At 69.6% G+C, this 18553-nt stretch carries 18 protein-coding genes; 6 read left to right on the forward strand and 12 right to left on the reverse strand.

Annotation, left to right across the window (positions count from 1 at the left end; all coding sequences use genetic code 11):
• Positions 1–212 precede the first annotated feature (212 nt).
• Positions 213–1046, reverse strand: a complete 834-nt coding sequence (locus A8M77_RS18815) for a universal stress protein (RefSeq protein ID WP_086923030.1) — start codon at positions 1044–1046, stop codon at positions 213–215.
• Between the two features lie 188 nt (positions 1047–1234).
• Between A8M77_RS18815 and A8M77_RS18820 the strand changes: the two genes are divergently transcribed.
• A complete protein-coding gene (locus A8M77_RS18820; protein WP_086923031.1) occupies positions 1235–2074 on the forward strand; it encodes a universal stress protein in 840 nt (279 codons plus the stop codon).
• 24 nt (positions 2075–2098) lie between these two features.
• Here A8M77_RS18820 and A8M77_RS18825 read toward each other — a convergent pair whose 3' ends face one another.
• Positions 2099–4804: a bifunctional acetate--CoA ligase family protein/GNAT family N-acetyltransferase gene (locus A8M77_RS18825; RefSeq protein WP_086923032.1), complete on the reverse strand. Its 2706-nt coding sequence runs from the start codon at positions 4802–4804 to the stop codon at positions 2099–2101.
• A gap of 197 nt (positions 4805–5001) precedes the next feature.
• On the opposite strand from A8M77_RS18825, the gene A8M77_RS18830 reads away from it, so the two are divergent.
• Positions 5002–5853 (forward strand): universal stress protein, encoded by an 852-nt coding sequence (locus A8M77_RS18830; protein WP_158100949.1) that lies wholly within the window; start codon positions 5002–5004, stop codon positions 5851–5853.
• 21 nt (positions 5854–5874) lie between these two features.
• Here A8M77_RS18830 and A8M77_RS18835 read toward each other — a convergent pair whose 3' ends face one another.
• Together A8M77_RS18835 and A8M77_RS18840 are read right to left on the reverse strand one after the other, a co-directional pair.
• Positions 5875–7257: a phenylacetate--CoA ligase family protein gene (locus tag A8M77_RS18835; protein ID WP_086923034.1), complete on the reverse strand. Its 1383-nt coding sequence runs from the start codon at positions 7255–7257 to the stop codon at positions 5875–5877.
• 50 nt (positions 7258–7307) lie between these two features.
• Positions 7308–7589, reverse strand: coding sequence for a DUF883 family protein (locus A8M77_RS18840; protein WP_086923035.1), 282 nt, complete (start codon positions 7587–7589; stop codon positions 7308–7310).
• Between the two features lie 242 nt (positions 7590–7831).
• On the opposite strand from A8M77_RS18840, the gene A8M77_RS18845 reads away from it, so the two are divergent.
• Positions 7832–8485: a BON domain-containing protein gene (locus A8M77_RS18845; RefSeq protein WP_086923036.1), complete on the forward strand. Its 654-nt coding sequence runs from the start codon at positions 7832–7834 to the stop codon at positions 8483–8485.
• A gap of 34 nt (positions 8486–8519) precedes the next feature.
• Here A8M77_RS18845 and A8M77_RS36105 read toward each other — a convergent pair whose 3' ends face one another.
• Positions 8520–8672 carry a hypothetical protein gene (locus A8M77_RS36105; protein ID WP_158100950.1) on the reverse strand — a complete coding sequence of 51 codons (153 nt, stop codon included), beginning with the start codon at positions 8670–8672 and terminating at the stop codon, positions 8520–8522.
• A gap of 5 nt (positions 8673–8677) precedes the next feature.
• Positions 8678–9331, reverse strand: a complete 654-nt coding sequence (locus tag A8M77_RS18850; protein ID WP_086923037.1) for a BON domain-containing protein — start codon at positions 9329–9331, stop codon at positions 8678–8680.
• A gap of 174 nt (positions 9332–9505) precedes the next feature.
• On the opposite strand from A8M77_RS18850, the gene A8M77_RS18855 reads away from it, so the two are divergent.
• Both A8M77_RS18855 and A8M77_RS18860 read left to right on the forward strand, forming a co-directional pair.
• The gene (locus tag A8M77_RS18855) at positions 9506–10858 is read left to right on the forward strand and encodes an MBL fold metallo-hydrolase RNA specificity domain-containing protein (protein WP_086923038.1); all 1353 of its coding nucleotides are present in this window, start codon (positions 9506–9508) and stop codon (positions 10856–10858) included.
• Complete coding sequence (locus A8M77_RS18860) at positions 10855–12396, forward strand: thymidine phosphorylase family protein (RefSeq protein ID WP_086923039.1); 1542 nt, start codon at positions 10855–10857, stop codon at positions 12394–12396. Before A8M77_RS18855 ends, A8M77_RS18860 begins: the two co-directional genes overlap by 4 nt.
• 89 nt (positions 12397–12485) lie before the next feature.
• Here the strand turns inward: A8M77_RS18860 and A8M77_RS18865 are convergent, their stop codons facing one another.
• The 5 genes from A8M77_RS18865 to A8M77_RS18885 all read right to left on the reverse strand — a co-directional run bounded on the left by A8M77_RS18865 (position 12486) and on the right by A8M77_RS18885 (position 17642).
• Complete coding sequence (locus A8M77_RS18865) at positions 12486–13676, reverse strand: efflux RND transporter periplasmic adaptor subunit (RefSeq protein WP_086923100.1); 1191 nt, start codon at positions 13674–13676, stop codon at positions 12486–12488.
• A gap of 2 nt (positions 13677–13678) precedes the next feature.
• On the reverse strand, positions 13679–16051 hold the full coding sequence (locus tag A8M77_RS18870; protein ID WP_238136879.1) for an ABC transporter permease: 2373 nt from the start codon (positions 16049–16051) through the stop codon (positions 13679–13681).
• 4 nt (positions 16052–16055) lie between these two features.
• Complete coding sequence (locus A8M77_RS18875) at positions 16056–16778, reverse strand: ABC transporter ATP-binding protein (RefSeq protein WP_086923040.1); 723 nt, start codon at positions 16776–16778, stop codon at positions 16056–16058.
• A gap of 6 nt (positions 16779–16784) precedes the next feature.
• Positions 16785–17213: an Hsp20/alpha crystallin family protein gene (locus A8M77_RS18880; RefSeq protein WP_086923041.1), complete on the reverse strand. Its 429-nt coding sequence runs from the start codon at positions 17211–17213 to the stop codon at positions 16785–16787.
• Positions 17214–17450: 237 nt separating this feature from the next.
• Positions 17451–17642, reverse strand: coding sequence for a YgaP family membrane protein (locus A8M77_RS18885; protein WP_086923102.1), 192 nt, complete (start codon positions 17640–17642; stop codon positions 17451–17453).
• 159 nt (positions 17643–17801) lie between these two features.
• On the opposite strand from A8M77_RS18885, the gene A8M77_RS18890 reads away from it, so the two are divergent.
• A complete protein-coding gene (locus tag A8M77_RS18890; RefSeq protein ID WP_158100951.1) occupies positions 17802–18230 on the forward strand; it encodes a hypothetical protein in 429 nt (142 codons plus the stop codon).
• 1 nt (position 18231) lies between these two features.
• Here the strand turns inward: A8M77_RS18890 and A8M77_RS18895 are convergent, their stop codons facing one another.
• Positions 18232–18525 carry a hypothetical protein gene (locus tag A8M77_RS18895; RefSeq protein WP_086923043.1) on the reverse strand — a complete coding sequence of 98 codons (294 nt, stop codon included), beginning with the start codon at positions 18523–18525 and terminating at the stop codon, positions 18232–18234.
• Positions 18526–18553: the final 28 nt, after the last annotated feature.

The raw sequence follows: 18553 nt of genomic DNA on the forward strand, positions 1-18553 counted from the left end.
CAGGCGCAGGCGAGAACCGCAGCCCATGGCAGGCGCCGGCCGGTGCGGAGGTTCATCTCAGGAAGCGGTGGCGAGAAGCTTGTCGAGGGGAACCAGGATCTTTCGGTACATCGCGCTTTCCTTCGCTGCCGGGTGGTGGGAATGGCTCGCCACCGGCCTTCGTGCGAGCGCTTCATTCTTGACGGCGTGCGGCCAGGCAGGTTTGCGCTGCATCAATGCGACATCAGTACCGGGACCTGGGCCGACTCGAGGATCCGGCGCGACGCGCCGCCGAGGACCAGTTCGCGTGCGCGGCTGTGCCCATAGCAGCCCATGACGATCAGGTCGGCTCGTGTCTGCGCGGCCAGCGACAGGATGGCATGGCCCGCCTCGTGGTCCGCGAGCGGGCGATGCTCGTGCACCTGGTCGATCCCGTGCAGGCGCAGGTAGGCAGGCAGATGCACGGGCGCCGGGTCGCTTTCGTCGAGCGCATCGGATGCGCAGACGAGGTGCACTTGCGTAGCCTTCCGAAGAAAGGGCAGCGAGGCGGCCAGCGCGCGTGCGCACTCCGGGGTGGACTTCCAGGCCACCAGGGCGACCTGCGGAATCGGGGCGGCGGTGCCGGCGAAAGGCACGACGAGCGAGGGGCGCCCGCTCGCGATGATGGTCGCTTCGGTCAGGTCGCCCGGTACGTCGAAGCCGGACGCGTCGAGCGGGTCGCGCTGCCCGAGCACCAGAAGGTCCGAGGCAAGCGCCCGCCGGGCCAGGCGCTCCACGACCGGTTCGCCATCGAGTTCCTGCCAGGTCACCGTGCAGCCGCCTGCCGAGCGGGCCTGTTCGAACAGGGCCAGCGCGCGGGAGCGATGACCCGCGTCGACCTTCCTCGGCATTCGGCTGCTGAACGAATGGCCTTGCAGCAGGTGCAGCGGCAGGTACTGGGGTGTCACGGCGAACATGACGGTGAGCATCGCGTGGTGATGTGCTGCGATGCGATGCGCAACGTGCAGGCGGCTCTGGGCGTGCACGCTGCCGTCGAGATGGACGAGGATCGATCGAAAGTCGTTCAAGGTGCGGCTCCCCAAGCGTGGCGCCAGTCTAGGGAAGGCCGCCGCCCATTCCCTTGCGGTGGATCAAGGCCGATGCGGCGTTCTCGCACGAGCCACGCCGCTGGAGACCGTGCGCGGCCTTGACGCAAATCAATCCGGGAGCGCTTGCCTGCGCCGAAGATGGGTGAAGCATCGACCAAGGAACGCGCATGACCATCAAGACCATCCTCGTGCACCTGGACCACACGCCGAGGTGCCAAGCACGCGTCGCGCTCGCCGCGCAGATTGCGATCAGCCAGGGGGCTCATCTTGTCGGCCTGCTGCCGAACGGCCTGCTGGACGGCACGATCCCCGCCGGCGCGCTGCCCTCCGGCATGACCGACTACATCGCCCAATCCGCCAAGTACCTGCGCCAGCGTGCGGAGGGCATCGGCGAGGCATTCAGGGCGCAACTGCGAGACTGTCCCCCGGTGCCCCACGAACTAAGGGAAGTCGAGGGGACGACGCTGGACGAGCTGATCGCCCATGCGCGGACGAGCGATCTCGTGGTGCTGGGCCAGGACGATCCCGCGAGCCCGTCGGACATCCCGGTGCGCGGCCTGGTGGCTCATGTGATGCTCGAAGCGGGGAGGCCCGTGCTGGTCGTCCCTTACGCGGGCCGGTTCGACCAGGTCGGCAAGAACGTTCTGATGGCCTGGGACGGCTCGCGCCCCGCCGCAGTCGCGATGCGCGAAGCCCTGCCCTTGCTGGCGAGCGACTGCAAAGTGAAGCTGGCGAGTTTCCACGCGCCCGGGGCGATGCAGGAGAAGAGTCTGCTGATCCCGGAGACCGTCCGCTGGCTGGGGCGCCATGGCGTGCAGGCGGCGGTCGAAGAGAACGTCGTCGAGATCGGCATCGCGGACGCGCTTCTGTCCCGTGTCTCCGACCTGGCAAGCGACCTGGTGGTCATGGGCGGGTATGGGCACTCTCGCCTGCGCGAGATGGTGCTGGGCGGCGTGACGCGGGAAGTGCTGGCGCAGATGACGGTGCCGGTGCTGATCGCGCATTGACGATGCCGCGCGCAGCCTCCGGGTTCATTCCGCGGGCGCGAGGCTGGAAGGCGTGCATTCGGTCGCTGCCGCACACAGGGGCTTGACCATGCGCCGCGTCGTGGGATCCGGCGCCGCGGCGACGTCCTCGTGGAAGCCCAGGGCCCGTGCGAGCCGCAGCATGCGGGTGTTCTCCCGGAGCACGATGCCCACCAGCCGGCCGATGCCGCGCGATTGCGCATGTTCGATCAACTGCTCGAAAAGGATCCGGCCGAGGCCGTGCCCCTTCAGGTCGGAGCGCACGAGGATGGCGTACTCCGCGTCCGCCTTGTCCGGGTCGCACACGGTGCGCGCCACGCCCAGGGTCTCCGGTTGGCCCTGGACATCGAGACTTTCGGCGATGAAGGCCATTTCGCGGTCGTAGTCGATCTGGGTCAGGCGCGCGAGCTCGCTGTGCGGCAGATCGCGGCGCATCTGGAAGAAGCGCAGCCGCATGTCCTCCGGGTCGAGGCTGCGCAGGAAGCGATCGTGCTGTGCCTCGTCTTCGGGCCGGATCGGCCGCACGGTGATGCTGCGCCCTTCCCACGCGAGGTGGCGCACCCACTGTTGCGGGTAGGGCAGGATGGAGAAGCGATCGGTGCCGCACGCAGGTACGCTGGCGAGCCGGACGCGCGCATCCAGGGCCAGAGCGCCCTGTTCGTCGACCCACAGCGGATTGATGTCCAGCTCGGCCAGTGCGGGCAGATCGGCCAGCATCTCCGACACCGCGATCAGGACGTCGTACAACGCGTCCATGCGCGCCGGCGGATGGTTGCGATAGCCGGCGAGCAGGCGCGCCATCCGCGTGCGGGCGACCAGCTCACGCGCCAGGCTGCGGTTGAGCGGCGGCAGCGCGACCGCTGTGTCGGCGAACACCTCCACCGCGGTGCCCCCCTGGCCGCACAGCACGACCGGGCCGAAGACGTTGTCGACCTTTGCTCCGACGATTACCTCCTGCGCATGCGGCCGGCAGGCCATCGCCTGGACGCTGAGGCCATCGATCGGTGCGTCGGGACGCGCGGCAGCAACCGACCGGAGCATGTCGTCCACCGCCCTTGAGAGCATCGTGGCATCGCGGAGGTCCAGCCGCACGCCGCCCACGTCGGACTTGTGCGTGATCGCGTCCGACACGATCTTGAGAGCGACGGGATAGCCCAGCTGCTCGGCGGCCTCGACGACGGCCTGGGCCGATGCGTCGACCCGCATGGTGCGCACCGTCGGTATGCCGTAGGCCTGCAGCAATGATTTGGCTTCGACCTCGTCCAGCCATTCACGGCCGGCGGACAGCGCTTCCTCCAGCGTCCTTCGCACCTTGGCGAGTTCCGGCGCTGGCCGTTCGCACGAAGCTGGCGTCTCCGTCAGGAGCGCCTGGTTGCGCCTGTAGGTCTGCAGCATCTCGAATGCCCGCACAGCATCCTCGGGTGTGGGGTAGTCGGGCACGCCGGCCTGCTCGAAAAGCTGCCTGGCCTGGGCCACCGACGCGTCGCCGAGCCAGCAGCCCAGGACGCGTGGCGTCGCGGTTCGCAGCACCGGCAGGCAGGCCTTGGCGATGTCGTCGCTGCGCACCATGGCCGTCGGCGCGTGCACGAACAGGATCGCGCCGGCCGCCGGGTCGGCCAGCAGGGCGGAAAGGGTGGCGGTGTAGCGCTCCACGGGTGCGTCGCCGACGATGTCGATCGGGTTGGCGCGACACCAATGCCCGGGCAGCACCGCATCGAGCTGGTCGAGCAGCGCCTTGCCCGGTTCGGCCAGCGCGATGCCGGCGCGCGCCGCCGCGTCCGCCGCCATCACGCCTGCCCCGCCGCCGTTGGTCATGATCGTCAGCACCTCGCTGTGGTTGGCGCGGAACCGGGCCAGCGTCTCGGCGGCGATGAAGAGTTCGTGCAGGGTGTCGACGCGAAGCATGCCGGCGCGCCGGATGGCTGCGTCGTACACCAGGTCCGATCCGGCCAGCGCGCCTGTGTGCGAAGCAGCCGCCAGCAGCCCGCCGCCGGCACGGCCAGCCTTCACGACGATGACCGGCTTGTTGCGCGCCGCGGCGCGCGCGGCCGACATGAACTTGCGCGGCGACTCCACGGACTCGATGTAGAGCAGGATCGAACGGGTGCGGGCATCGCTGGCCAGATGATCGAGCAGGTCGCCGAAGTCGACGTCGCAGTGGTCGCCCAGCGAGATCATGTGCGACAGGCCGATGCCGCGGCTGCGCGTCCAGTCCAGCACGGCCGTGACCAGGGCGCCCGACTGCGAGACGAAGGCGATGTCGCCGGGCAGTGCGTCCGTATGGGCGAAACTCGCGTTCAAGCCCAGGTGCGGGCTCAGCAGGCCGATGCAGTTGGGTCCGAGCAGCCTCAGCACATGGGGTCGTGCCGCATCGAGCGCTGCCTGCTTCTGCAGTGCGCTCATGCCCGCTGTGACGACGATGGCGGCGCGGGTGCCCCGCTCGCCCAGCTCGGCGACGATCCGGGGGATGGTCGCCGCCGGGGTGCAGATCACCGCGAGGTCCGGTGCGGTGGGCAACTGGGCGGCGGAGGCGAACACCGGCTCGCCGTCGAGCAGCGAATGCTTGGGGTTCACCGGATAGATCGGGCCGGCGAATTGTCCGGCGCGCAGGTTTCGCCAGACGGCGGCGCCGACACTTCCTGGGCGCGACGACGCTCCGAACAACGCGATCGAAGCGGGGCACAGCAGGCGGTCGAGATGGCGGACAGTCAAGAGAATCCCCTGGGGCGAACGTGAGAGGCATGCTGCGGCCCGCGGCGTGCGGCTTCCTTGATATGGCTCAAGGCGCGGCCGGATCGCGTCCGGCACCCATCCACTGGACGTGGACGGTGCTCGAGCTTGATCGACATCAAGCCGCGTCCGCTCGGCGTGCCTCAAGATCAGCTTGCCCCACTTGGCGAGACGACCCCATGGACATCAAGACGATTGCAGTGCATCTGGACCACAGCGCCGCCTGCGAGCGGCGCGTCGAGGTCGCCGCGCGCCTCGCAAGGGCGCATCACGGCCATCTGATCGGCGTCGTGCCCACCGGGCTTCCGGCCGGCGGTGCGCCGCCTGCCCCGGGAGACGGCGAGCCGTCGGTCCGTGGCGGGCACGACGACCTGCTCGCCCTGCGTGCCCAGGCCGTCGCGCATCTCTTCGGCGACTTCGTCCGCAGGTACCCGCCGCCGTCGTTCGAGCATCGGACGGTGGACGGGCCGCCGATCGAGGCCCTCGTCAAGGTGGCGGGAACGTGCGACCTGATGGTGCTGGGCCAGGCAGACCCGGACCCGCAAAGCGGCGAGCGGCCGCTCGCAGCCGCCGCGCGCGACCTCGCCGACCAGTTGTTGATGCGAGCCGCCCGGCCCGTGCTGATCGTGCCCTCCGCGGGCCCGCTGCACACCATCGGCGAGCGCATCCTCGTGGCCTGGAACGCTTCGCGCGAATCGGCGCTGGCGGCGCGGGACGCCCTGCCGTTCCTGCGCAAGGCGGGGCAGGTGTCGCTGGTCACCCTCAGCAGGTCGGAACGTTTCGAGGAGGCTCAGGTGAGCGCGCGCGAGATGGTCGACTGGCTGGGGCGCCACGGCGTGCATGCCGAGGCCGAGCAGTACCTGGCCATCGGCAACATCGCGCGGGGACTTCAGTCCTGCGCCGCCGGCATGGACGCGGACCTGATCGTCATGGGAGGCTATGCCCAGGGTCCGCTGCGGGAAGTGCTCCTCGGCGGCGTCACGCACGACATGCTGGCGCGGTCCCGGATCCCCCTGCTGCTGTCCCACTGAACGGGAACGGCGGGCGGCGCTTCAGGCGAGCGGCGCGGCAATCACACGCTGGCGCTTGCCGCTGCGGCCGCACGGGCCCAGTGGCGCGCTGTCACATCGAATCTGTACCTCGCCGGCCCCCTGGCCCTGCAAGAAGGCCTCGAGCGCGCGCCGGCCGCGCTCCAGCGCGGCGGTGTCGCCGGCGTCGCGCGAGCCCGAGCGCAACAGCAGTTCGCAAGGGCCTTCCTGCAGCAGCTGGAAGTCGAACAGCGCCGCCTCGGATTCGAGCACGGTACTGAGCGCAAGAGGAAGCACCGACACCTGGCGCCGGCGCCCCAGTCTGAGGGTGTCGTCGCAGCGGCCCTGTACTTCGAGGGTCGGAAAGTGAGAACCGCAAGGGCAGGCCCGTGCATCCAGCGTCACCCGGTCGCCCAGGTCATAGCGGATCAAGGGCTGAACGTGGTTGGCGAGGTTGGTCAGGAGGACGGTCGCGCCCGTGCTGCCGTTCGGAACCGCGCGGCCTTCCCGATCGACCGATTCCAGGATGGCCCAGTCGTCGTTCAAGTGGAGGTGCCCGTGCCGGCACTCGAAGGCCAGGGTGAGAAACTCGGAAGCGCCGTAGCTGTTCGCAACAGGGCAGTGGAAGGCCGAGCGCACCAGGGCCCGCGCGCGTTCCGACAGGTCCTCTCCGCCGGTCCAGACCTCGCGGATGTCGAGCGACAGGCGTCCGGCGAGGCGTTCTTCGGCCAGCAGGACGGCCGCGCTCGGGTACGTGGACAGGATGGTGGGCTGAAGCCGATGGAGTTCGTCGACCAGCGCCGGCGTCGGCTGCAGAAAGGAGACGCTGTGCAGATGCGCCGACAGCCAGGGGTTCAGGCGCTTGAGACGTTCCATCGAGACGGTGCTGGCGAAGTGCCCGTTCGTGGCGCCGACGAAGGCGATGCGCTCGCCCTGGAAGCACGGATCCAGCCAGCGCCGCAGGGGTGTCAGGGGCGGCCGCCGGAGCGCCTCCAGCGCGTCGTAGACCGCCATGGCGCGCGCGTCCTGCACGAAGATGCAAGGCTCGCCGCTGCTGCCGGAGCTTTCCCAGACGGTGTAGCGTCCCAGGTAGGCAGCACCTATGGCGTCGGAGTCGCACACGAAGCGTCGCAGGTCTTCCAGGCGCAGGGCGGGATCGGTCACCCACTCGTCGAAGCGCGCCATCAGCGTCCTCTTGTTCATGACGGGCAGGCGAGCCAGGTCCGCAGCGTGCGTATCCCGTCCGGCGAGGAGCCGGCGGTAGAAAGGCGAGCGTCGAGCCGCGGCATCGAGAAGATCAGCCAGCCTGCGCTGTCGCCAGCGTGCCACGGCCTCGCGGCCGGACGCTGCGGCGGCCGCCACGTCCATCGCGGTTGTCCAGGACAGCCAGGGCTCGAACAGTGACATGGTCGTTCCCGGGGCCGGCGCACACAGGCGCCAAGGCCACGCCGGGCAGGTCAGCGGCGGCCGGTCAGGTAGCCGACCAGGAGCCCCGTCACGGCAATGGCCGCCAGCACGCCGTAGGGATGCTGATGCACGGCCGTGTCGGCCGAACGGAGCGCGTCGCGCGCCCGGTGCACCGTGGTGTCCTGGATGTCGCCGAAGTGTGTGCGCATGCCGCGCAGCGCGTCTTCCAGCCGGGCGCGCGTGTCGCCCATGCGCGAACTGGCCATGCATGCTTGGTGATCGCCGGATACGGGTGCCGAATTGACGGATTCCGCTTGCAGGGTGTCGTTCATGGGAGCTTCTTTCGCAGTGAGTGAAGGTGCAGCCCATCCTAGTGAGGCCGCGCCGCAGTGCGTTTGATCGAGATCAAGCCTGGCGCCGTCCTCGGCAGCACCTGAGCTTGCGCTGGCGCAAGAAGGTGAACCGGCGCCGGATGCACGATGGCTCCGCGGGCGCAGCGACGTCAGGTTGCCCGCAAAGCTGCGTCGATTCACGCAGATGGTGACCCATTGATTGACAAATTGAAAGGCAGATCATGAAAACCGATGCTCAACTGAAGCATGAGGTGGAGCAGGAGCTCGAGTGGGATCCCGCGGTGAACGCGAGCCATGTCGGCGTCGCGGTCGACAAGGGCGTGGTGACGCTCAGCGGCCACCTCGAAACCTACGGCGAGAAATACCTGGTGGAACGCGCCGTGCAACGCGTCCAGGGTGTCAAGGCGCTCGCCGTGGAACTGGACGTCAAGCTGGCGCCAGGGCACAAGCGCAACGATTCCGAGCTTGCCCAGGCCGCCGAGGCGGCGCTCACGTGGCACACGCTGGTGCCGGACGAGCGCCTCACGGTCAAGGTCGAGGGAGGGTGGGTCACGCTGCGGGGTGATGTCGACTGGGAATACCAGCGCAACGCGGCCGCCCAGGCGATCCGCTCGCTGACCGGCGTTCTGGGCTTCACCAATGAGATCGTCATCAAGCCGAGGGTGATGTCGTCCAACGTGACGACCCGCATCCGGGAAGCGCTGGCGCGCCATGCAGAGCGAGAAGCCGATCGCATCGAGGTCCAGGTCAGCGGTGCGACCGCCACCTTGAAAGGCACGGTGCACTCCTGGGCCGAGCGCGCCGCGGCGCAGGGGGCCGCATGGTCGGCACCCGGCGTGACCAGCGTGATCAACGAACTCAAGGTAGGCGCCTGAGCCGGGGGACAAGGGGCGGGATGCGCCCCTTTCTTCAATGAGGATTCAGAACCCCGCCATCAAGGATCCGGGTCCACTCTTCATGATCCTGCAGGAACTCGTCGATCTCCATGCATCTGCTGCGGGTGAACATCACGCCGTCCGTCGTCCCGCTGCATGCATCGAACATGGTGTCCAGGCCCAGCACGGCATTCAGTCCCGAACCTGCAGGTCGTTGATGACCGACGCGACGCCTGGCACGGACCAGGCCGCATTGCGGACCGCATCGTATTCGGCATAGGAGTGGACCTGCCCCCGCAATGTGACCTGCGACCCGGCGACCGAAATGTCGATGCGATCGCTCTCGCGCCTTGCCTGGCGCGCCAGCGCCTCGTGCAGCGACTTCTCGATGTCGGCCGCCTTCAGGCGTGGAGCGATCGTGATCATGTTCGATACGCCGGTGACGCCCATCAGCGGACGCACCGCGTGCTCCGCCGCACGGCGCTGGAATTCCCATTCCACCGCCCCGCTCAGCGTGACCCAGCCGCCCTCGACCATGGCTGAGACCTTGCCGTTCGGGACCCACACGCTCCAGGTCAGCGCATGCTCGACTGCTCTTGCAATGTCCGCATCGGTTCGTTCCTCGCCGGCGGGCAGCTTCACCGAGAGCTCGACGGCGAGCGCTTTCACGCCGTTCACACGCTGCGCCGCGTGTTCGGCGGCCACCTTCTCCGCATGGCTGCCGAGGTGGCCGGTCAGTGTGACGACACCGTCCTTCACGGTCACGCCGACCGCAGCTGCGTGGATGGCGGGGTCCCAGTCCAGTTCGGCCAGGACGTCGGTTCGCAGTTGTGTGTCGGATTTCATCTGTCACTTCCTTTGAAGAGTTGGCGGGGCAGCCACACGGGCCGCAGACTGACTTTAGGAGGCGGCTGGCGCCGCTGCATTGCGCTGGATCAAGAGCGAGCGGCGATCGACCGGCATGATGGATTCGCCCGTTGCCGCCGCGTGCGGCCACGCGGCTCGATGGAAGGACCCCCGATGCGGATCGAATTTCTCGGCGCGACCGACACGGTGACCGGCTCCAAGTACCTGCTGGAGCACGAAGGGCGGCGGCTGCTGGTGGACTGCGGCCTGTTCCAGGGCCTCAAGCAGCTGCGCCTGCGCAATTGGGAGGGCCCGCCGATCCATGCGGACCGCATCGATGCGGTGCTTCTCACTCACGCCCACATCGACCACAGCGGCTTCGTGCCCCGGCTCATGAAGCTCGGGTTCCAGGGGCCGGTCTATTGCACGCAGGCGACGCGCGAGCTGTGCGAGCTGCTGTTGCCGGACTCGGGCAGGATCCAGGAGGAAGAGGCGGAGTTCGCGAATCGCCATGGCCACTCGAAGCACAAGCCGGCACTGCCTCTGTACACGGAGGAAGACGCGCGAAGAGCCCTGAAGCATTTCGAGACACTTGCGTTCGACCAGGAGCACGCGCCCTGGCCGGGCTGGTCCTGGCGCCTGCGGCGCGCCGGCCACATCCTCGGCGCCGCCAGCGTGCGCATCGGCTGGGACGGTGGAAGCATCCTGTTCTCGGGCGATCTCGGGCGCAGCGACGATCTGCTGATGCGGCCGCCCGAGGCGCCGGAACAGGCGGACTATGTCGTGATCGAGTCCACCTATGGCGACCGCCGGCATCGCGACGCCGACACGCTGGGCGCGCTCGCGGACATCATCAGCCGGACCGCCGCGCGCGGCGGCATCGTCGTGATCCCCTCCTTCGCGGTCGGGCGCGCCCAGACCCTCCTGCATTGCATCCAGCTGCTGCGCGGCGCCCACCGCATCCCGCAGATGCCGGTGTACCTCAACAGCCCGATGGCGGCCGACGTGACGCGGATCTACCGCCGCCACCTCGACGAACACCGTTTGAGCGCAGAGCAGTGCGCCGCCATCGGCAGGGAGGTCACCATCGTCAACACCGTGGAGGAATCGAAGCGTCTCAACAGCCTCGGCTTTCCGTCCATCATCGTGTCGGCCAGCGGCATGGCGACCGGCGGGCGCGTGCTGCACCACCTGAAAGCCTACGCCCCCGATGCGAAGAACACCATTCTGTTCGCCGGCTTCCAGGCCGCGGCCACACGCGGCGCGGCGCTGCTGGCCGGCGCGGAGGCGGTCAAGATCCATGGCGCCTACGTGCCGGTGCGCGCCGAGGTGGCGCACCTCGACACGCTGTCGGCCCATGCCGACCGCGAGCAGCTGCTGACCTGGATCGGTGCGCTGCGCGCTCCGCGGCGGGTCTTCGTCACGCACGGGGAGCCGGTGGCGGCCGACGCGCTGCGATTGGCGATCGAGGAACGTCACGGGTGGCCGGCGACCGTCCCCGCCTACCGCGAGGCCCATCGGCTGTGATCGACACGGTGCTCAGCGCTACCAGGCCGTTGCGGGCCCGCCGCGCCGGCATCGACACCTACCAGCAGCCGGTGGTGTACCTGCGCGGCGATTGCCCCGTGTGCCGGGCGGAGGGATTCCAGTCCCAGGCCCAGGTGGAGGTCATCGGCAACGGCCGCCACGTGCTCGCGCTGCTGCACCAGGTGCAAGGCGACTGGCTGCGGCATGACGAGATCGCGTTCTCCGAGGCGGCCTGGAGCCTGCTCGGCGCGGCCGATGGCGCGGAGGTCGACGTCCGGCATCCGCCGGTGCAGGATTCGCTCGCGCCGCTGCGCGCCAAGGTCCATGGCACGCGCTTCGACTACACCGCGCTGCGCCTGCTCATGGAGGACGTCAGCCATGGCCGTCTCTCCGACATCCACCTGGCCTCGCTGGTGACCGTGTGCGCCGGCGGCGGCCTGGATTTCGACGAGACCGTGGCGCTCACGCGGGCCATGGTCGACGTCGGAGAGCGCATCGACTGGGGCGTGTCGCCCGTCATGGACAAGCACTGCATCGGCGGGCTGCCCGGCAACCGGACGACGCTGCTCGTGGTCCCGATCGTCGCGGCCTGCGGCGTGCTGATGCCCAAGACGTCCTCGCGTGCGATCACGTCCGCCGCCGGCACGGCCGACGCCATGGAGACGCTGGCGCCCGTGGACCTGGACCTCGCGACCATGCGGCGCGTGGTCGAGCGCGAGGGCGGCTGCATCGCGTGGGGCGGCACGACCCGCATCAGCCCGGCCGACGACATGCTGATCCGCGTCGAGCGCCCGCTCAGCCTCGACAGCGAAGGGCTGCTGGTGGCGTCGATCCTGTCGAAGAAGGTCGCGGCGGGGTCGCAGCGCGTGCTCATCGACCTGCCGGTCGGCCCGCTGACCAAGGTCCGCAGCGCGGCGGCGGCCGAACAGCTTTCGCGCAGCCTGGTGGCCGTCGGCGCCGCGCTCGGCATCCAGGTGCGCGTCCAGCGCACGGACGGCACCCAGCCGGTCGGACGGGGCATCGGTCCGGCCCTCGAGGCCATGGACGTGATGGCGGTGCTCGAACGGCAGCCGGATGCGCCGGCCGACCTGCGCGAGCGGGCGCTGCAGATCGCCGCGGGCGTCCTCGAGATGGCGGGGCGCAGCGCGGCCGGCGCGGGGGAGGCGCTGGCCCGCGAAGTCCTTGCCGACGGCCGTGCGCTCGCCAAATTCGCGGCGATCCGCGAAGCCCAGGGCGGCGCCAGGCAGCCGCCCAGGGCGGCCCACACGCAGCCGGTCACGGCGCCGGCGGCGGGGACCGTCCGCGCCATCGACACGCGCCTGGTCGCGCGCGCGGCCAAGCTCGCCGGTGCGCCGCGCGATCCGGCAGCCGGAGCGACGATGCACGTGCGGCTGGGCGACCGCGTGGAACTCGGACAACCCCTGTACACGCTGCATGCCGAGAGCGCGGGTGCGCTGCAGTACGCCCTCAGCTTCGTGCGTTCCCAGTTGCCGCTGGTGCGCATCGGACAGGACGGCGGGCGCAGCCCGGCACCTTGATCTGGGCGCGAGGCCGCCTGCAATGGCCGGCTGGCGCCTCTCTTCTCGTCCAGCGGCGCATGAGCCCTGGAGCCCGGTTCAAGAAGCTTTCACGGATTCTGCCGGGCGCGCACGCGACGGCCGTCCGCCACGCCCGGCGGCGGGTAGACGATCACCAGTTCCCCCGGCTGCAGCCCGGCGCGCACCCAGGCCATCGTGTTGCCGCGGCCCGACAGCTCCAGCGGCCGCAGCACCGCGCGGCCTGCTTCGACGGCAAAGGCGGCCATCACCCCGTCCTCCGCCGGGAAGAGCGCGCCCACCGGGACCTGCACCGCATCGTCGGCGGTGGCGGTGATCACGCGTGCCGTCACGCGGAAGCCGTCTCCCACGGCGGCCCAGGCTTCAGGCGATTGCGACAGGTCGACGATCACGTTCACGCGCTGCTCCTCGACGCCCAGGGCGGACACCTTGGTGAATGCCGCGGGCTCGACGCGGCGCACGCGTCCTTCCACGGACGGCCCGCCCCAGCGTTCGACCACGACGCGCGTGCCCGGCTTGGCGAGCACGGCGTCCTGGGTGAGCATCTCGACGACGACCTCCAACTGCGACGGGTCGCCCACCTCGAGCAGGGCCGTGCCGGCCGCGACGGTCGCCTCGCTCAGGATCGGCACGCGCAGCACGACCCCCGACACCGGCGCGCGCAGCGGCAGGGGCGTCCCGGGATCGTTGCGTGCGGCGGGCTGCACCATGGCGGCCGCCTGCGCGCGCTCCTGGGCCGCGACCTCGCGCGCCGCCAATGACGCCTCGAGTTCGCGGCGCGTGCCATCGAGGGCCAGCCGTGCGCTGTCGAAGCGCGACGCCGACACGAAGCCGTCGCGCGCGAGCTTCTCGGTGCGCTGCAGCTCGAAACGGGCTTCCTCCTGGCTGATGCGGGCACGGTCCACGCGCGCGGTGGCGCCCGTCACCGCCGCCTCGGCCGCCTTGAGCCGCGCGTTCGCCTCGCGCAGGCTGCGTTCGTCCACCATCGACGGCATGACCGGCGTCAACTGCGCGACCACGTCGCCCGCGTGGACGGGATCGCCCTCGCGCAGCCGGATGCGCGCCAGGCGGGCCGCCGCCGGCGCCGAGATGGTGTAGCGCTCGCGCAGGCGCGTGCGGCCGTCTTCCTCGATGGACTGCTCGAAGCGCCCGCGCCACACCCTGGCCGTTTCGACCTCCAGCGGGCGCGGGGCGAAGGCCCAGCCGATGGCGCCGATGACCGCGGCGGCGGCAACGGCGGTGATCACGAGACCTCGCTTCATCATCATTCCCTCGTCTTGAGTGCGGCGACCATGTCCAGGCGATCGATGCGGCGCCGTACCACCAGCGCGCTCGCCAGCCCCGCGGCGACGACCGCGATGGCCGCCCAGGCATAGGTGGGCGGCCGGATCACGACCGGGAACAGGAACTGGTCGGAGCGCAGCATTTGGGCGATGGCGTTCGTGAGGCCCCAGCCCAGCATCATCCCGAGGGGAAGCGCGACGGCGATCACCAGCGCGAGCTCGCCCAGCAGCAGCATCGACACCTCGGTGCGCGTGAAGCCCAGCACGCGCAGGCTGGCCAGCTCCCAGGTCCGCTCGGCCAGCGCGATGCGCGCGTTGTTGTAGACCACGCCCACCGCGATCACGACCGCGAACGCGGTGAGCACGGCGCTCATGATCAGGATGTTGCGCGCGCTCACCTCGTTCATGTTGCGCAGCATGGTCGCCTTGCTGAAGGCGCCCGCCACCTTCGGCAATGCCTGCGTGGACTCCAGCACGCGCGCGAGCATTCCGCGCTCGACGCGCAACGCGAAGTTGTTGGCCACGTTGCCTTCGGCGAGCAGGCGGTTGAGCGATTCGCGCCGCATGAACGCGTTCAGGCCCATCATGTCCCGCACCGTGCGCTCGACCACGACGCGGACGACCGCACGCCGCCCCTCGCGCACCTCCACGTCCACGGTGTCCCCGGGCCGCAGGCCGAGCTTGTCCGCGAGGCGATCGGTCATGACGATGCCGTGCGTGCCGGCGGGGACGTGCCGGCCGTCCACGTCGATCACCCGCTGCAGCAGCGGCTGCGCCGCGCGCCCGTCGATCAGGCCGTCTTCCGCGCGCCACCCGTGGCGGAAGCGCACCGCGATGCGCCGGCCGGCCTCGACCTGCAGCACGCCCGGCAGCCGGGCCAGCTCGCGCGCCGCGCCTGCATCGACGACGTCCACGTTCCACACCACGACGTCGCCGCGCAGCGCCAGGTCGAACTGCGTGTGCACGATGGCGTCGATGGCATCGCGGAAGAAGTTGCCCATGATCACGATCGCCACGGCGGCGGCGATGCCGCCGGTGGTGACCGCGGCGCGCAGCGGGCGGCGCTCGATGTTGCGCGCGATCATGCGCACCGACGTGCCGACCCGCACCGGAATGCGCTCCAGCAGCGCGCGCCGATACCGCCCCGGCGCGGGCGGCCGCATCGCCTCCGCCGGCGACAGGCGCACCGTCGCGGCAATGGCGCTGAGCGTGCCGAGCAGGGCCGTGAGCAGCACGATGCCGAGCGCGGCCAGGGCGAGGCCCGGCGGAATGTGGTGATCGAATTCGGGGAAGCGGAAGAAGTCCGTGTAGAGGCGCATGATGCCGGCACCCATGACGCTGCCCAGCAGCAGGCCGGCCAGGTACCCGCCGATGACCATCGGCAGCACGAGCTTGACGTAGTGCAGCGCGATGGCCCGGTTGGCGTAGCCCAGGGCCTTCAGGGCGGCGACCTGCTCGCGCTGCGCGGCCACGAGCCGGGCGGTCACCACGTGCAGCAGGAAGCCTGCCACGGCCAGGAAGATCGACGGCACCACGCTGCCGAGCACGTGCTGCTCGCGGATCTCGTTGTCCAGCATGGCGTGCGAGGGTTGCGAGTCGCGGCCGTGCGCCGGCGCGCCGCCGAAGCGCGCGAGCAGCCGTGTGGCCGCGTCGATCACCATGGGCTCGGAGGCGCCGGGCGCCAGCTTGAGCGATGCATGGCTGAATGCGCCCTCCATGTCGACCGCGGCCGACAGCTCGTCCTCGTCGAGCCAGAAGACGCCGAAGGCGCGCAGGTCGGGCACGCCCATGAGCCCTCCGAAGATGTGCTCCGGCGACAGCGCGGTGCCCGTGATGCGAAGCGTGCGCTGCCTGGCGTTCACGAGCGCGGTCACGGCGTCCCCCGCATGCAGGGCGTGGGCCTTGGCGAAGCTCTCCGATGCCAGCACCTGCAGCTCGCCGCCGGCATGGGTGCCGGGCTCGGGCCAGCGTCCGCTGCGCAGCACCAGGCGGTTCAGGCGGCGCGGCTCGCGTGCGCCGACGCCCACGAGCTGGCCGATCACCGGGTCGGTGCTGCCGGACACCGTCACGCGCGCGGGCGCCTCCACCGTCGTCTGGACGTCCAGCACGCCCGGGATTTCGCGCAGGCGCCGGGCGACTTCCTGCGGTGCGCGCTTCGCGGTGACGAACACGTCGGCGAAGCGCCCTGTCACGTAGAAGCGGTCCCGCGCCGAGGCCAGCGAGTCGACGGCCGAGAGCGTGGCCAGAAAGGCGCCGACGCCCGATGCGACGACCAGGGCGATGGTCAGAGCCTGGCTCCACAGCACGCGAAGATCGCGCACGGCCTTGCGGTCGATCGCTTTCAGCGCCTTCATGGCATCACCACGACAGTTCCGCGGGAGTGAGCCTGCGGGCAGGCCGCTCGATGCTCGCCACCCGGCCGTCCGAGAGCCGGATGACGCGATCGGCCATGCCCGCGATCGCGGCGTTGTGGGTGATGACCACCGCCGTGGTGCCGAACTCGCGGTTGATGCGCGCGATGACGTCGAGCACCAGCTTGCCGGTGGGGTAGTCCAGCGCCCCGGTGGGTTCGTCGCACAGCAGCAGGGACGGGCGCTTGGCGATGGCGCGGGCGATGGCCACGCGCTGCTGCTCGCCGCCGGAGAGCTGCGAAGGAAAGTGGTCGTGGCGCGGCGACAGTCCGACCAGGGCCACCGCTTCGTCCACGGGCATCGGGTGCGGCACGATGTCGGTCACCAGCGCCACGTTCTCGGCGACCGTGAGGCTCGGGATCAGGTTGTAGAACTGGAACACGAAGCCGACGTGCTCGCGCCGGTAGCGCGTCAGCTCGTCTTCGCTCGCATGCGTGAGGCGCTGGCCCTGGAAAGTGACCTCGCCGGAAGTCGGAAGGTCCAGGCCGCCCAGGATGTTGAGCAGCGTGGATTTGCCGCTGCCGGAAGCTCCCAGCAGCACGATGAATTCGCCCCGGGCGACGTCGATGTCGACGTCGCGCAAGGCGTGGACTGCCGCCTCGCCGCTGCCGTAGGTCTTGCACAGCGACCGGCCGCTGAGGACGGGTGCGCTGGCTTCGGCGAACGGCACGGCACCTTACTGGACGACGATCTTCGAAGCCGGCGTGGGCGCCTTCTTGGGAAGGTCCAGCGTCAACACGCCGTCGGCATACTTGGCGTCCACCTTCGTGTCGTCGACGTCCTGGCCGAGGCTGAAGGTGCGCGAGACGGAGCCGTAGTAGCGCTCGCTCCTCAGGACCTTGTCGCCGCTGTCCTTGGTTTCCTTCTCGCTCCGGGTCTCGGCGTTGATGCTGACGACATTGCCGTCGACGCTGATGTTGATGTCCTCCTTCTTCACGCCGGGGATGTCGGCCTTGACGGTGAAGGTCTTGTCGTTTTCGGTAACGTCGATGCGCATCTTCGGTGGCGCGGCCTCGCCCTCGAACACCGAGGGAGAGAAGAAGCGGCGCAGCGCGGTGTCGAAGTCGTGGCCGAACATGGGGTCCAACAGTCTCAGGTTGCTCATGGTGGTTCCTCGATGGATGGGTGGATGAAAGCGCGAAAGAAGGGCCGCGCTGTGTCAATGTAGGCAGCAATGCCCGGCGGTTGCTTGATCTTGCGCAAGTCCGATGCATTGGGCGGCTTCGAGCGAACTAGTCGCGCGTGACCAGGAAGATCAATACCTTGAAACCAAGCCACAGGAGGGCGGCGCCCGCCAGCGCCAGCGAAGCCAGGATGACCGCGAGCTTCGGCATGGCGGCACTCACACCTTCGCGCTGCAGGTGTTCAAGCCGAACAGCGTGTACACCGGACACATGCCGACGACGCCGGTCAGCAATGGGACCACGCCGAGATAGCCCCAGGGGCCGATCGTGTCGGCCCATGCCAGCGTGGCCAGCGCGCCTCCGGCAACGATACGGAGGGTCCTGTCGAGAGTTCCAAGGTTGCGGATCATGATGCGCTCCTTCAGCAAAAGAGGTCTGCATGTTGGAGCGGGTCGCGCTGCGCACGTTTGCGCCGGATCAACCTTCGTCTCGGCCGACCTTGACGCAGATCAACCGTATCCCTGGAAGCGTTGCCTACGATTCCCCTCAGCGCACTCGTCGCGCGCCGAATGCAGGAGATTTCCATGGGTCGAGTCTTGATTTCCTGGACTGCAACGATGGCGCTCGCCACGATGGTGCAATCAACAGCCGTCCAAGCTCAATCGCGCGGTGCGCTGCTCTATGAGACGCACTGCATCGCCTGCCACACGGACCAGGTGCACTGGCGGCAGAGGCGGCTCGCCACGGACTGGCCGAGCCTCAAGGCACAAGTCTGGCGCTGGCAGTCGGATGCAGCGCTCGGGTGGGGCGACGATGACGTCGTGGACGTCGCGCGCTACCTCAACGAAGAGTTCTACCGCTTTCCGGATCCCGCCTCCCCCCGCGCCGGTCTCCGCGCCGATATGTGGCCGCCGATCTTCGCTGAACGGGCGGCCGTCCCGGCGATCTGCTGGCGGCCAGGCCGGGTGTCCGCAGCGGAATCCGCGACGGCACGGTAGCTCAACCGTCCAGCGGCACACCGCCGCCGAAGCGGCATGCCCACTGATCCCACGCATCCTGGTTCATCGCGCCGACGGAGCGCAGCCATTGGGTGTAGATCTGAAACTGGTTGCGCTGCATCTGCATTTGCGACTCGATGAGGGCGCGCTGGAACTCCAGTGCCGTCTTCACGTAGCCGTTGCGAAGCGGCGACAAGAACTGCAGCGGCTGTGACGGCGCGGCCGGGTGCCGAGTGGATGCCTGTTCGTCCGGCTTGCCGTTCGGCACGCCCCGCGGGGCGCGAAGGTCGTTCATATGCTGTTCTCCAATCAAATCGGCGTGG

Source organism: Variovorax sp. JS1663 (assembly GCF_002157355.1).
In the GTDB taxonomy this organism is placed as follows: Bacteria; Pseudomonadota; Gammaproteobacteria; order Burkholderiales; family Burkholderiaceae_C; genus Variovorax.